We start from the raw sequence: 14,571 nt of genomic DNA, 5'->3' as shown, positions 1-14,571 counted from the left end.
CTGGGAATCGGACTTCCCCGCCGGTTTTTTTATTTCACCTGGCTAATGACCACATCACCTCGCGGACTGTTATCACCGGGATAAACCCGCTCCTCACCTTCGACCTGAAACCAGATATCAAGTAACCCCGTTCCGGCTGCCAGCTCAAACTCGGCAGCAGACTCCCCGTTTTTCAGGAATTCATGCAGAGCCTTACCTTGCCAGTTCACAGTAAGCTTACCTGGTTTTTCCGACTCACGATTGATTTTGACGCGATATAAACCGGGTCGGACGATCTTCACCATCCAGCCTTCCGACACTCCCTGCTGAAACGAGCCATCCTGATAGCGACAGAGGACACTGGGATTCTCCTGCTCCCGATCAATCACAATCAGTCCCGGCTCAAAGTTTCGCGTCGTTTTCATCTCTGAGAACCAGGCTTCATATTGTTTCAACAACGTTTTTGCCGTCTCTGGATGCTTAGACAGTACATCCTTTCGCTCTCCCGAATCAACCGAAAGATCATACAATTCCAGAACGGGCTCAGCCTGCAGCATCAGATTTTCGTTGCCAAAAGTGCCAGGATAACCAGTCAGTTTGAACCGTTCCGTCACCACGGCAAAATTCTGATAACGCTGTGGCCTTAAACCCCGATGCACCTGGAAAAACAGGCTTCGCTCCGGCAGTTTCTCTTTCCCGCCTGTCAATAACGGAGAGAGATCGACGCCATCCAGTTTGAGGCGTTCAGGCCGCGGTGTGTTTGTCAGAGCCAGCAACGTTGGCAGTAGATCGATGTGTGCGGCAATCTGATTGTTTTTCACTCCTTCCCGAAAATGACCAGGCCACTGCGCAAGACAGGGAACCCGGATCCCCCCTTCGTAGATCCAGGATTTACGTCCGCGCAGACCTCCGGTATATCGCTTCTGTTGCGGACCATTATCTCCCAGAAACAGAACCACTGTCTTCTCAGACAGGTCGCTGCGATCCAGATGTGACAGCAGTTTCCCGATGTTTTCATCCAGGTTCGTAATCATCCCGTATACACGTGCCGTTGTTTCATCGAGTCCCTGCTGTCGATAAGGCTTCCAGTATGACTCAGCAATTTCCAGTGGCGTATGAGGTGCATTCGTCGGCAGATAAACAAAAAACGGTTTTGCTGCCTGCTTCTGTCGATCAATAAACTCCAGAGCCGCATCGAAAAACACGTCCGTACAATACCCGGTTGACTGAAACGCTTCTCCATTCTTCCAGAGCCTGGGATCAAAATAACTATTGGGTTGATCGGGACTCTGGCCAATCCCGCCACTCTTATGAATCAGCGATTCCATAAATCCCTGATCCTGCGGCCGCATCGGATAGTTATCCCCCAGATGCCATTTCCCGAAGATACCGGTCTGATATCCTGCCTGTTGCAGCAGTTCGGCAAGTGTGATCTCTTCGCCGTGCATTTTCGCACCGCCACGCGAGGTATGAATGACTCCCGTGCGATAATAGTTACGCCCCGTCAACAGACTGGCACGCGTCGGTGCACAGACGGGACTGCAATAGAACCGGGTTAACTCAGTACTCTGCTTCGCCATGCGATCCAGGTGTGGCGTCTTAATTTTGGGATTTCCGTGAAACCCGACATCCCCATACCCCTGGTCGTCAGTCAGAATAATGATCACATTGGGACGGTTCTCAGCGCATAATCCTTTTTCACCGTAAAGCGTGAAGAACAGCAGGAACAGATACCCGGCAAACCATTTCACAGTTGGGATATAACGCGTATTCATGATCTCTCCAGGTATCGAAAGAGGCTGTTCTTACATCAAAAAAAGGGCTGCAGCAAAGTCTGCTCGAACACTCAACTGGAAAAAACAGTTGTCGAGTCCAGCCTGATGCCTTACGATAGATTAACCAACCGCATACTCTTAGCGGAGACTCCAAGTATGAAATCCATCGCTGTTGGCTGCAGCATGTTGATCTGCCTGATGACAGTTCTTACTGAAACTGCTGAAGCGCAGGTTGTCAGAATCCAGCAACCCATCGTACAACAATTTTCAGCGGGAACAACACTGACTGTTCCCGATCGGGGATCTGCATTACTGGGAGGAGTTCAATCAGGTGCCGTTTATTCCAGACAGAGTGGCCCCTTTCGCAGCGGTTCCACCTATGGTCACTCTTTTCAGAGTTCGACCAGCAGTGTCAGTGTCTATATCCATGATTTTGAAGCCATGGATCAGATGCTGCTCAATTCTGCGCCGCGAGTTTTACGCGATACCCGGAACGCTTCCTCTGCACATCAGCACTGGCGCAACCAGTTACTGAATCAGACTGACGCGAGGCAGGCAACAGAGACCGGCTCTTCGAAATCGCAGAATCACGCCAGTGAATTGAGGCGCACCAAGGCGGAGAGATTTTATGAACTGGGACGGCAGGCGGAGAAAAAACACGCTACCCCCACCATCGCCATACTCCATTACAGGAACGCGGAAAAGTATGGCAGCACCAAAGCGGCAGCCCGTCTCCAGGAACTTACGACCACCAGTGCAACAAATGACTCAGTCCGGAGCAGAATCTCAGCTGAATAGCACCGGGATCAGGCCGCTTCTTCATCCGCGATAAAGATTCGATTGGGGAGATGCACCTTAGCATAGCGTTCGCCTCGTGCATCGTAAAAGTAGATCATATTTGAGTCTGATGCCCAGATGGCTCCCAGACGTACGCTACGCGGGCCATTGATCGAGAACTGCAGTCCGCAGCTGCGTCCACGACGAATCAGGGACATTTCTGACATCGAGAACTGCTCTTCCAGCAGGTTCTCTTTTTCGCACAACGTTTTATGAATAAATTGTCGCAGTTCGTTAAGTGACTGGATGTTATCTACACTGAAACTCATTCACTGTCCCTCTCGCAAAAATTCTCGTTCACCTGTTTATTCAGTGAAGTGAGTGGTTTCCTCACTTGTTGTCCAATCCCGAATCAGCAGGTTGACCTGACGAGTATCGTCCAGCCAGACGGGCATCTGTCAGAAGAGTTTTGATGCCCGTCTCTTTGTTAAAATTTGAGAAGATCATCAATTTTCTGTATTCGTTACCCGGGAGTACTATTTCCTGGATTTCCACAAAAATCAAAAAACAGGACTGAAGATCAAGCCAGAAACAGAGCGCGATTTCACGGTACGTGGTCCTTTTCTGGACCGGACTGGTTTATCTAATCAGAACAGCTGGTTCACTTTACTCCCCGGAGGATTCAATCAGGACTGTACGCGGGTTCGTTTTTTCTGACCAACAGGGAAAATCCTGATATCCCCTAAATTTACCGAATATAAAATTGTTTGTATGATAGAAATTGATGAAAACAGCAATTCAACTTTTTGTCCAGAATTGGCTCAACCATACTTCTTATCTGAAGGACTTCCTGAAGTGCCCGTTATCTCTGCTGAATCTCTGCAAAACTTTACTGAATCGCTCCTGCTCAAAGGAGGCGCAAATGAAGAAGAAGCACGGATCGTTTCCCATAGCCTGGTCGACGCCAACCTGCTGGGGCACGACTCTCATGGTGTCATGCGGCTCCCCTTTTATCTGGGACGCGTGAAGGAAGGCATCCTGAAAGCAGGTGAGAAGCTGCAGATTCTGAATGAGACTCCCGCTGCGATTGCCGGAGACGGCTGCTGGGGTTTCGGTCAGACCGTCATGCACGATCTGATGAATCGTTTAATCGAAAAAGCAGGCACACTGGGCGTCTCCTGTGGAACACTGAAGCGGGCTTCTCATATCGGTCGCCTGGGTGAATATGCGGAAATGGCTGCCGCAAAAGGGATGGCTTCCATCATCTGTGCCAACACACACGGCTCTGCTCCCCGTGTCGCTCCGGTCGGTGGAAAACGACCTCGACTGGGAACCAACCCGATTTGTATCGGTATGCCAGGCGGCGCTGAAGGTCCTTTTGTGCTTGACTTCGGTACCTCCGCCACCGCGGAAGGCAAAGTCCGCATCAAAAAAATCGCCGGCGAACAGGTCCCTCCCGGACTGATTCTGGATCCCGATGGAAACCCGACGACAGACCCCAACATGCTCTACGGTAATCCGCCAGGAACAATTCTCCCGATGGGTGGAGACCAGGCTTATAAAGGGTTTGGACTCTCTTTCATGGTAGAAATGCTCTGCGGCGCACTCTCAGGCGGACAATGTGCGTTCCCTGACCCGCCACCACCACAGGGAAACTGCGTGTTCGTCGTGGTTATCGATCCCGGTCACCTGGGCGGCCAGAACCATCTGCTGAACGAAATCACCAATCTGGAGCAGTATGTCAGAAACGTCCCTCTCAAGGATGGGGTCAGTGAGATCTTTCTACCAGGCGATCCGGAAAAGAAAACCGCAGCCGCACGAAAAACATCGGGCATCTCTGTGGATAAGGGAAACTGGGAAGCCTTAACCAATCTCGCAGACGAACTGGGAGTGCCTGTACCAGAAGACCAGGCTTAGAGCGCATCAGATTTAACCATAGCGTCTGTCAATCTAATATACTCGGTCCAAATGGACCTGGAGACGCTACAGTAAAACTGGACACAGTCTGTATTTGAAATGGAAAACGAAACGGATCAAAATCAGAATCCTGATGCGAGGTTGTATGTTCCCGTCAATGAGACAGACAACATCAACCTCATCGTCAAACGTTCGTCTTCCAAAGAATACTGCTTTTCAAAATTTCCCGGGCAGGACCACTTCCACCTGTTAATGCATGGTGAAATTGTGGTGACAAACGGCCATGACATGTATTGTGTCGACTGTGCCATCAGGCACGGTTTCCTGACCCGGGACCGTTTGAACTGGCAGCATCGCAAAAGATAACCACAAGTCCGCTTTTCAAGCAGGCTCAGGCATTCACAGGCAAAATGGTCGTCGCCTTCATGTAATCTGATACATACTCGGCGTCAGGTTCTGACTGCACAATCTGTTCTGCTTCAGACCACCAGGCGATTGCCTGCTCCTGAGTCCAATCTTCAACCTGCAGCAATTTGAGTGCGGCACTCAGTTCTTCTGCCCGCTGGTAACGATCTTCAGGCTTCTTCTCCAGACACTTCATGATGATCGCTTCCAGTTCTTCCGGGATACGTGGATTGATCGAAGAGGGAGTAATGACTGTCTGGCTCGCATGAGCAAACATGACCTTAAGTGCATTTTCACCATCGAAAACAGGTTTGCCCGTCAATAAGTAGTAGGCACTCGCTCCCAGGGAGTAGATATCGGACCGTGGATCGGGAGTACCATCACCGGTCACCGCTTCGGGACTGGTATAAAGGGGTGATCCTACTACAGCCCCTTCCTGGGTCAGATTCAGTGAATCGACATTCGAACGATTATCCTTGACGAGTCCAAAATCGAGCAATTTGGCCACATCGTACAGACCGCCACGCTCGGCTGAAAAGATATTACCCGGTTTGATATCGCGATGAATCAGGCCTTTATGATGTGCTTCTGCCAGCGCTGAACAGACCTGCTTCAACAGATAAACTACCCGCTCCGGAGGCAAAACTCCAAAACGTTCTACAATTTCCTGCAGATTCAAGCCGGGCAGAAACTCCATCACATAGTAGAAGGTTCCCTCTTCCGTGTGACCGTAATCATAGATTTCAATCGTATTGGGATGTGTCAAACCCGCCGTTGCCTGCACTTCGCTTTCGAACCGCAGCAGGACGTTTTCATCATCCACTTTGTCCCGTCGAATCAGTTTTATCGCACAGGGTCGTTTGAGCAGACGGTGTTCAGCAAGATAGACTTCCCCCATCCCCCCGCTGCCGACCTGTTTGCGCAGTGTGTACATGCCGATGCTTTTCGCATCGAAAGCCTCGCGTCGCAAACTGCCCACGCGATGTGAGCCATAAACGGCAGTACTGGCGGCGATTAACAGCAGAATGATCATCTCAGACAAGCCACCTGAGTAGAGCACTTCCGAAACCTGGGGCACCTGCATCCCGGTCATTATAGCCCCGGCAATCGGGCTGATTACCATCAGGCTCACGACTGAGATCACTCCTCGCAGGGAGTTGGGAATGAAAAACCCGTAGGTATAGATCAGGATCATCCAGGGGAATACGGTGCGTAGCGGAAATGCAAATGCCACCTTGCCCAGCAGAACGGGATCACAGGCGCACAGTTCACAAAAATGCCACCAGATAAAAAAGGCAGCAGGCGCGCCGAACGTGATTGCCTCACAGATTCTCAAACGCCACAGACAGAGTGAAGGCTTCAACCAGAGAACACCTGATACGGCAAACAGAATGCCCGTGAGGATCGAATCCAGAATCAGCATTTCCTGGCCATGCGAGTCATCAAACTCACCCAGCCATAAGCCACGTATCAGAAACGCCAGAGAAGCCAGTGCCAACAGCAATGAAGCCATTCTCAGCCGACTGAGCAGCAGGACACGTCCCTGTTCCTGAAACATCCCGGAACCGCGCGAGACAACACCGGCATGCGGGCAGAACTTACCTGCTTCTTTTTTGAATTCCCCAGGAATCAATGCAGCGAAAGCCTGAGTCTTCGCCCCGGCATGTTGTTTAGAACCCATCCTCAATGTCCCAGACATGATCAATTATTGTGAATGCAAACTGCGGATCAGAACTGGCAAGTCACTCTCACACTTTGAAACGACCAATCCTGATGCTTCTGTCTCCCATGACACTCGAATCATGATCAGGATCTGCGTTTCATGGAGAAAGAATGGAATTCACTGACCACATCGCACAGATAATTTTGCTCTATTATACGTAGTTGAAGAAATGATTTACAGTACTTTTTGACGTTGTCCCACAAATAAGAACCAGCTCTGCTAAATCATTTATTGACAGACGTTTAAAAAAGCACTGAACCTGCTGAATCCACTCACATATTGATCAGTTAAATTCGATTTCATATTGTAAAACAGGGAGAAGCAACCCAGGCGGGAAGCTAATCGCTCTGTTTTTTCTGATAACATTCGCCCAGATGAACCATCATCTCCAGAGCCAGCAGATCAGCCCGACTCATCACATGCCGGGTACTGCGATTCCCCAGCCCTTTTACAATCAATTCAACACACTGCAGATGAAATTCAAGCACTTGAGGCGGAGTTAAGTCAGCAGCCGCCAGTAATTCCGCGATCTGCAGGATTTCATCTTTCAGACTTCCTGCTCCCATGATCACATAGGTCCGTAATAATTCCTGATAATAATCCCGAACTTCAAACGGAATCTGCGGAAGTTCCAGCCTGGGATCAGATTCGTGGAGATCCGATGTGCCCCCCTGTTCTGATTCAGCCTGTTCAAGCGGGAATGCCTCTGGATTCACCAGTGCCTGTAATTCTTCCACCATCGATCTCTGCTGATTCAACAGACGTTCCGCTTCATCCCGCTCTCGAATCAGACGTCGATGCTTTTCCACCTGCAATTGATGGTTTTCTTCGCTGATCTGCTGTATGGATAATGCACGATGCACAACACTTAACAATGCGGGAGACTCCCACATCGCAGCAGAAACGAGTAGTTCTGCCTGATTCTCACAGGCAGCCAGCATCACCTGATCATCGGGGGCAGACATCAGCAGGACGACAGGCTCATGACAACCACTGATGCGAATCGCATTCAGAAGTTCCAGGCGAGACTTAGTGGTTGCAGAATCGATCTCGATCAGCAGACAGTCATAGCTGTCATTTCGCAGTTGAGTTAATGCTTCCTCAGCCGTGGAAACCCACTCAAATCGTGGTTCACAGCAGCCCATTGCATCCAGCCGCAATGCCAGGCCCACCCACACCGGTCGAACCTTACTGATAAACAGCGCTTTAAAACCAGAGGGAAACGGCTGCTGCCGGAGAGAGCCTTCTGACCGTAGTTCCGTATACCCGCTGGAACCGGTCCCTGTCTGTTTTTGCGTCAATTCAGCAAAAGATTCCGCATCGATCAGATTGTGCTTTTCGTGTTTCACGCTCATTTTCGGGCCTGTCTGCTGACAGGACTATAAAGTGATTTCATGAAAACTGTCAATATGAGCTCGCTGCAACCGCTGTTTTTACAGGAAGTTATGCCCTGCAGGCACATCCTGTTTTACTGAATCCCCCAGACCGGCCGCAGCAACTGCCTCTGAACCGTAAAACTCACGTCACTGGAAGAAACGGGATTAAAAAATCAGTGATTCCGCATTGAAAACCGGGCCTTCAACGCACGTTCGCCGATAATCCCATTCATCATCGCTGATCCGGACTTTCGCTACGCAGCTGAAACAGGCTCCAAAGCCACACGCCATGGGAGTCTCCAGAGAAAGCCAGCAGGAAATTCCTGCCTGTGCAGCAATCTTACTGACCGCTTCCATCATCGGTTCCGGACCACAACAGAAAATCGTTGTCGGTGGTGTCTCGCTCTCGATGCGCTGTTGTAACAGCTCGGTGACAAACCCCTGATGCCCGTAAGAACCATCGTCAGTCGCTACTTCGACATCCAGTCCCTCCAGCTGAAAATCATCCAGACCAGCCAGATACTCTTTGGATCGTGCCCCATACAACAGGCTCACTCGCTCCGGTAGCGCAGGCAGAGTTCGTTCGGGACGTCCATATTTCCTCAGCCCTAACGCTTCTCGCGCCGTAGCCAGAAATGGTGTCTGTCCGATCCCCCCCGCGACCATCACCAGTGAACCATTGCCCGGGTGTGGAAATCCATTTCCCAGAGGTCCCCAGATTTCGACCTGATCCCCAGGTTGCCAGTGAGTCATCCGGGACGTCAGTTTTCCTACTACGACATAGCCAAAATCGATTCCGGTCGGCGTGCCACTTCCATCCAGACAGGTATCATACAAGGCGAAAGGCCGTCCCAGCAGAGGATCATTCACTCCTGGTTCCCGAACCATGAAAAACTGGCCCGGCAAAATCACCTCAGCCACTTCGGGACACTCAAGACGCAATCGATACGTGTCACGCGCCATGCGTTCCTGCTCGACTACACGGGCGGAAAGGTACTGGGGAGTTGCACAATGACTGAATTGTGAGGACTCTGTCATTTTCGTTTTCCTTGACGTGTCCGGTTTTCCGATACATCGCCGATGATTCTACGTCCTGTTGTTTTCGGTTTTGCAGAGCCTGTGCCAGCTTTTCGTCCTGTGGTGACAGAACGCTTGCCTCCCGCTTTTTTTCCGCCTGTTTTACTCTCTGAAACATTTTTACCGGCGGCTGCCCACCGTTCACCAGACGGCTTGTTGACCGCTTTTCGAGCGCCCCGGGCTTTGGCAGGGGCAGCGTTTTTCTTTCCCTTACGGTGGCGGATATCCGGGGAGTGCTTCTCATTTAACATTTGCCGTAATTTTTTCAACTCGACATCAGTTAATCGTCGGGATTCTCCTGTTTTGAGTTTCCCCAGATTCAATGGGCCAAAGCGAATCCGCACCAATTGAATCACCTTGTGACCAATCCGCGCCATCATGCGACGAATTTCACGGTTCTGCCCTTCATGCAGCGTTAATTCCAGAAACGCGCTCTTGCCCTGTTTTTTGAGATACTTGAGACCGGAAACCCGAAACACGCCTTCTTTGAACCGAACACCTTTCCGAAGTTCGTCCAGTTTTTCGCGTGGCGGGTTGCCCACGACCTGCACATGATAGGTACGAGCGACACGATACCGGGGATGCGCCAGCCTCTGAGCCAGTTCGCCATCATTGGTGACCAGAATCAACCCCTCACTGTTTTCATCCAGACGCCCCACAGTAAAGAGTCGCTGTCCATCGCTGGGAAACAGATCGACCACCCGTCTCCTGCCGGCAGGATCATTATTGGTGCAGAGGAACCCGGAAGGTTTATTCAACAGATAATACCGACGAGGCTGCAGACGTACCCGTTCGCCATCAACCTCGATGACCTGTGTCTCCGGATCGATCTTCGCTCCCAGCTCTGTGACGACCTCGCCATCAATGCTCACGCGACCGGTTTCGATATATTCTTCGCAGTGACGGCGGGATCCCAGACCGGTGGCAGCCAGAAATTTCTGCAAACGGATCAGGTGATCCTCATCATCGGCTGATGGTTCATTGGACGGGGTCTGGGAATCGGAACTCATGTTTTCAACTATAAGAGAAAAGGAAAAGTAAGAAAAAGGCACCTGTCACCTGTGTTTCTTATAACACAGCGGGCGCGCGATACCAATTATGCTGCAGGGTTTCTTTACAGGGAACTCAAATGATTTCTGGAATATCCGGTATTTCCAGCTTTTGTTCCTCAATCGCTTCCCGCATTCGCTGCAGTGAGCGGATCGTCAACTGCCGAACCCGCTCGGTACTCACGCCCAGATCTTCCGCGATCTCTCGAAACTTTTCCGGCGTGTCTGATTTCTCCAGACCAAACCGACGCCGCAGGATGACCTGCTCGCGCTCATCCAGGGTATGCAGTACCTTCTGGAGAACATCATCAATATTTCGATGATAGGTTTCATGCGATCGCGATGTCGAGCGGCTGTCGCTCAATCCCATTGCCAGTGTCTCTGCACCATTTAAAAAGGTCTTACGGTACTTTCGCCCTTTTTTTGTAGTGCGAAACAGGAAATTACGGACGGCCCAGGTCGCATAGGTACTGAACCGGTTTCCACGATCCACATCGAAAATCTCGACAGCACGAATCAGCGGTAGATGACCATCACTGACAATGTCTTCAAACAGGTTGGCACGATCTGTCAGATTTTTGGCGATCGAAACCACCAGACGCAGATTGGCCTGAATGATGTAATTTCTAAGTCGCCGCGCGTCTTTCAGTTTTTGTTCAATTCGATCCAGCAGGCCGATACAGGGAGACTTGAGATCAACCTGTGACTTCAGCAGTTCTGCGCGGTATTTGAGATAATTCATCCCCCGGAACAGGATGACTTCCTGCTCTTTATCCAGCAGAGGCACTGTATACAGCTGCGCCTGCTGGAAATCGAATTCAGACAATTCGTAGTCGGAATCCGGATTTAATTCTGCACACAGTTTCTGCAGGGGCTGCAGAATATCTTCGCTGGCGGCAGACTCTTCAAACCGCTCACTGTAGACATATTCGATCTCAGTCGCGCAGATCTCCTCTGCCCGTTTCTGCAATTCACGTGTAACGCAGACCTTCCTCATCCGAACCGCTTTTTTGGCGGCCAGCAGTTCACACTGACAGGATTTCGACTGATCTGCAACAATCGCACGCTCTCCCAGTTGGGAGAAAGCTTCCGCCTGCTGAAAACCAGTCGTCGATGCACTGTACATGAAATAGAAACTCGTTCGAATAATGCTGACACTAAGCGAGATCTCTCGTCAGAGATACTGCGATCATACTAGGAAATCTGATTCGATAAAACAATTTTAACAGGCAGAATTGTTTAAAATGCACGATAATTAATGATCTTAAGACGGGACAGGAAGTTGTGGACACTTCGAACTCGGAATTTTATCGCTCTAATTTTGACGAATCAAAACACAACTGGTTATTATTACACTGGCAGGAATTCCGAGACGGACTCACGCAATTTTCCACAACAGCCGATCAATAAATTAAGGGGTGAACGCATTCGTTTTCCCCGGGAACAATTTCAGAATTCCTGTCCCATTTTCATCAAAATCTCCCTCCCGACCCCCGTCTCAGTTCTGTTTGCTGTTTGCTATGTCTATTAAAGAGTTTAGACCCGTTGCTTTGACTCGCAAAACAGACTGAAATTAGTTAGCATTTCCTAAACAGGGATCCGTTGCAGCATTCTCAACTCTGAACCGGAAGCTGAAGGATCTCAAAAAAGAACCGTGATAGTTCCCTTACTCACGGTGCATTCCTAGAATTGTTGAGAACTCATCTGCGTAAATTCTTCCAGGATGACTACTGTCAGTGATCTGAGAGAAGTTACGCTCATCGAAAATACTTAAGCAGGTTGAAAGAACCATATCTCATGGTAGAACAGACAGTTACAGGTGCAGTGCCTGGAGTCGATCCAGCGGAACTCGAAGAATGGTTTGAATCGCTGGATGACCTCATCATCCGGTACGGTAAAGAACGCGTCAAAAATGTGTTGGCGATTCTGCAGGAACGTGCTTACCGTCAGGGCGTCACAATGCCCTTCACGGCGAACACTCCTTACATCAACACCATTCCCGTTGACGAGCAGGCCCCCTTCCCCGGTAACCGTGAGATTGAACGTCGCATCAAAAGTATCATTCGCTGGAATGCGATGGCAATGGTTGTACGTGCCAACAAATACCATGACGGCATTGGCGGACACATTTCAACCTACGCTTCCGCTGCAACACTTTCTGAAATAGGATTCAACCACTTCTTCCATTCCCGCACGGAAGATCACTCAGGTGACGTCGTCTACTTTCAGGGACATGCTTCTCCTGGTGTCTATGCCCGTGCCTTTGTCGAAGGGCGTCTGACAGAAGAGAACCTGGAACGCTTCCGACAGGAACTTCCCCGTGGCGGTGGGCTGTCGTCCTATCCGCATCCCTGGCTGATGCCGAACTTCTGGCAGTTCCCAACGGTCTCAATGGGTCTGGGCCCGATCATGTCCATTTATCATGCCCGTTTCCTGCGTTACCTGCATAATCGCGGCATCATGGATACATCCAAATCAAAGGTCTGGTGTTTTGTCGGCGATGGTGAAACCGATGAACCCGAAACCCTGGGAGCCATTACCCTCGCCTCCCGTGAGCATCTGGACAACCTGATCTTTGTAATCAACTGTAACCTGCAGCGTCTGGATGGTCCCGTTCGCGGTAACGGTAAAATCATTCAGGAACTGGAAGCTGCCTTCCGCGGTGCGGGCTGGAACTGCATCAAAGTGGTCTGGGGCAGTGACTGGGATCCCCTGCTGGCCGAAGACGAAGATGGTCTGCTCGTGAAACGCATGGGCGAAGTCATCGACGGACAGTATCAGAAATATGTCGTCGAACCAGGCTCCTACATCCGAGAGCACTTCTTCGGAGAAAATCCCGAACTGGCAAAGATGGCAGAGCACCTGTCTGATGACCAGCTCAAACGTATGAAACGTGGTGGTCACGATCCGGAAAAAGTTTACGCCGCCTACAACGCTGCTGTGAAACACACTGGTTCCCCCACCGTGATTCTGGCGAAAACCATCAAGGGGTACGGTCTGGGTGAAGCAGGCGAAGGTCGCAACATCGCACACAACGTAAAAAAAGCCAACGAAGAAGAACTGAGAGACTTCCGTTCCCGCTTCGGCATCCCCATTGGTGATGAAGACGTCAAAAACACACCTTTCTATCGCCCCGATGATAACAGTCCTGAAATGCAGTACCTGCAGAAAAAACGGGAAGAACTGGGCGGCTATCTCCCCAAACGGGCCCCCACTGAAGAGCGTCTGGAAACTCCGACTCTGGAATCACTCGATAAATTCCTCACGAGTATGGCCGGAAAAAAAGGTTCTACCACCGGCGCTTTCGGAATCCTGCTCGGTAACCTGCTGAGAGACAAAGTGATTGGCAAGCGTATTGTGCCCATCATTCCGGACGAAGCCCGTACTTTCGGTATGGAAGGCCTCTTTAAACAGTGTGGTATCTATGCCAGTCAGGGACAGTTGTACGAGCCGGTCGACCGTGATCAGCTGATGTACTACAAAGAAGCGAAAGATGGACAGATCCTCGAAGAAGGAATCAACGAAGCAGGAGCGATTTCCTCCTTCATCGCCGCAGGTACAGCTTACGCGAACCAGGGCGTCAATATGATTCCGTTCTATGTATATTACTCCATGTTCGGATTCCAGCGTGTCGGCGATCTGGTCTGGGCCGCTGCCGACTCCCGTACTAAAGGCTTCATGCTGGGGGGAACATCCGGCAGAACGACCCTGAATGGCGAAGGTCTGCAGCACCAGGATGGACACAGCCACCTGATGGCTTCGACAGTCCCGACGTTACTGGCTTACGACCCGGCTTATGCATACGAGCTGGCAGTCATTATCCAGGAAGGTCTGCGACGCATGTACCAGGAAGGCGAAGAGATTTTCTACTACCTCTCCGTCTACAACGAAAACTACGAAATGGCACCGATGCCGGAAGGCGATCATGTCGTCGAAGGCATCATTGAAGGGATTTACAAATTCCGGTCACAGGAAGTTGAAAAACCTGCTGTTTCAATGCGACCTCAGCTGTTCGGCAGTGGTCCCATCCTGCGGGAAGTGCTGCGGGCCCAGGAAATCCTGGCAGAGCAGTTCAGCATCGCGACAGACGTCTGGAGTGTCACCAGCTACAGCCAGCTGGCCCGTAATGTGAAAGACGTCGAACGCGAGAACCGGTTGCATCCCGATGCAGAACCTAAGAAATCCTACCTGGAAACAACCTTCGAAGGTGTCGCTGGTCCGTTCATCGCTTCCAGTGATAACATCAAACTGGTCGCAGACCAGATCCGTGAAGACATTCCCGGTAATTATTGCGTATTGGGAACAGACGGCTTCGGTCGCAGTGAAACCCGTGAATCACTCAGACGTCATTTTGAAATTGATGCCGAGAACGTCGTGGTGGCAACGCTGGTCTCTTTAGCCGAAGAAGGTCAGTTCGATAAATCAAAGCTGCCTGCCATCATCAAAGAGCTGGGAATTGATCCGGACAAAGTGAATCCACGGCTCGCTTAATT

At 50.6% G+C, this 14,571-nt stretch carries 11 protein-coding genes; 4 read left to right on the top strand and 7 right to left on the bottom strand.

Features of this window, described 5'->3' with window-relative positions:
• Nucleotides 1–29: 29 nt before the first annotated feature.
• Entirely contained in the window at nt 30–1,754 is a 1,725-nt protein-coding gene (locus tag ACN0YN_RS00310; protein WP_417382972.1) for an arylsulfatase, read from the bottom strand.
• A 156-nt stretch (nt 1,755–1,910) separates the two neighbouring features.
• Here ACN0YN_RS00310 and ACN0YN_RS00305 point away from each other — a divergent pair, with 156 nt between their 5' ends.
• A complete protein-coding gene (locus ACN0YN_RS00305) occupies nt 1,911–2,552 on the top strand; it encodes a hypothetical protein (protein ID WP_417382971.1) in 642 nt (213 codons plus the stop codon).
• Nucleotides 2,553–2,560: 8 nt separating this feature from the next.
• Here the strand turns inward: ACN0YN_RS00305 and ACN0YN_RS00300 are convergent, their stop codons facing one another.
• Nucleotides 2,561–2,860, bottom strand: a complete 300-nt coding sequence (locus ACN0YN_RS00300; RefSeq protein ID WP_417382970.1) for a hypothetical protein — start codon at nt 2,858–2,860, stop codon at nt 2,561–2,563.
• 526 nt (nt 2,861–3,386) lie between these two features.
• Here ACN0YN_RS00300 and ACN0YN_RS00295 point away from each other — a divergent pair.
• Both ACN0YN_RS00295 and ACN0YN_RS00290 read left to right on the top strand, forming a co-directional pair.
• Nucleotides 3,387–4,448 carry an Ldh family oxidoreductase gene (locus ACN0YN_RS00295; protein WP_417382969.1) on the top strand — a complete coding sequence of 354 codons (1,062 nt, stop codon included), beginning with the start codon at nt 3,387–3,389 and terminating at the stop codon, nt 4,446–4,448.
• 99 nt (nt 4,449–4,547) lie between these two features.
• On the top strand, nt 4,548–4,814 hold the full coding sequence (locus ACN0YN_RS00290; RefSeq protein ID WP_417382968.1) for a hypothetical protein: 267 nt from the start codon (nt 4,548–4,550) through the stop codon (nt 4,812–4,814).
• A gap of 25 nt (nt 4,815–4,839) precedes the next feature.
• Here ACN0YN_RS00290 and ACN0YN_RS00285 read toward each other — a convergent pair whose 3' ends face one another.
• From ACN0YN_RS00285 to ACN0YN_RS00265, 5 genes are all read right to left on the bottom strand, one after another.
• Nucleotides 4,840–6,534: a serine/threonine protein kinase gene (locus ACN0YN_RS00285; protein WP_417382967.1), complete on the bottom strand. Its 1,695-nt coding sequence runs from the start codon at nt 6,532–6,534 to the stop codon at nt 4,840–4,842.
• Nucleotides 6,535–6,914: 380 nt separating this feature from the next.
• Nucleotides 6,915–7,931 carry a hypothetical protein gene (locus tag ACN0YN_RS00280; protein ID WP_417382966.1) on the bottom strand — a complete coding sequence of 339 codons (1,017 nt, stop codon included), beginning with the start codon at nt 7,929–7,931 and terminating at the stop codon, nt 6,915–6,917.
• 186 nt (nt 7,932–8,117) lie between these two features.
• Nucleotides 8,118–8,990, bottom strand: a complete 873-nt coding sequence (locus ACN0YN_RS00275) for a dihydroorotate dehydrogenase electron transfer subunit (protein ID WP_417382965.1) — start codon at nt 8,988–8,990, stop codon at nt 8,118–8,120.
• Nucleotides 8,987–10,039, bottom strand: a complete 1,053-nt coding sequence (locus ACN0YN_RS00270) for a pseudouridine synthase (RefSeq protein ID WP_417382964.1) — start codon at nt 10,037–10,039, stop codon at nt 8,987–8,989. Before ACN0YN_RS00270 ends, ACN0YN_RS00275 begins: the two co-directional genes overlap by 4 nt.
• Before the next feature lie 115 nt (nt 10,040–10,154).
• Nucleotides 10,155–11,204, bottom strand: coding sequence for a sigma-70 family RNA polymerase sigma factor (locus ACN0YN_RS00265; RefSeq protein WP_417382963.1), 1,050 nt, complete (start codon nt 11,202–11,204; stop codon nt 10,155–10,157).
• A gap of 671 nt (nt 11,205–11,875) precedes the next feature.
• Here ACN0YN_RS00265 and aceE point away from each other — a divergent pair.
• Entirely contained in the window at nt 11,876–14,569 is a 2,694-nt protein-coding gene (aceE, locus tag ACN0YN_RS00260) for a pyruvate dehydrogenase (acetyl-transferring), homodimeric type (RefSeq protein ID WP_417382962.1), read from the top strand.
• The last annotated feature ends 2 nt before the right edge of the window (nt 14,570–14,571 follow it).

This window comes from Gimesia sp., from assembly GCF_048260065.1.
GTDB lineage: Bacteria > Planctomycetota > Planctomycetia > Planctomycetales > Planctomycetaceae > Gimesia.
This window is presented reverse-complemented; position numbering and strand designations above follow the sequence as displayed.

Coding starts and splice junctions, on each gene's coding strand:
- ACN0YN_RS00310 (WP_417382972.1), bottom strand. CDS start 1,754: ATGAATACGCGTTATATCCCAACTGTGAAATGGTTTGCCGGGTATCTG.
- ACN0YN_RS00305 (WP_417382971.1), top strand. CDS start 1,911: ATGAAATCCATCGCTGTTGGCTGCAGCATGTTGATCTGCCTGATGACA.
- ACN0YN_RS00300 (WP_417382970.1), bottom strand. CDS start 2,860: ATGAGTTTCAGTGTAGATAACATCCAGTCACTTAACGAACTGCGACAA.
- ACN0YN_RS00290 (WP_417382968.1), top strand. CDS start 4,548: ATGGAAAACGAAACGGATCAAAATCAGAATCCTGATGCGAGGTTGTAT.
- ACN0YN_RS00285 (WP_417382967.1), bottom strand. CDS start 6,534: ATGGGTTCTAAACAACATGCCGGGGCGAAGACTCAGGCTTTCGCTGCA.
- ACN0YN_RS00280 (WP_417382966.1), bottom strand. CDS start 7,931: ATGAGCGTGAAACACGAAAAGCACAATCTGATCGATGCGGAATCTTTT.
- ACN0YN_RS00275 (WP_417382965.1), bottom strand. CDS start 8,990: ATGACAGAGTCCTCACAATTCAGTCATTGTGCAACTCCCCAGTACCTT.
- ACN0YN_RS00270 (WP_417382964.1), bottom strand. CDS start 10,039: ATGAGTTCCGATTCCCAGACCCCGTCCAATGAACCATCAGCCGATGAT.
- ACN0YN_RS00265 (WP_417382963.1), bottom strand. CDS start 11,204: ATGTACAGTGCATCGACGACTGGTTTTCAGCAGGCGGAAGCTTTCTCC.
- aceE (WP_417382962.1), top strand. CDS start 11,876: ATGGTAGAACAGACAGTTACAGGTGCAGTGCCTGGAGTCGATCCAGCG.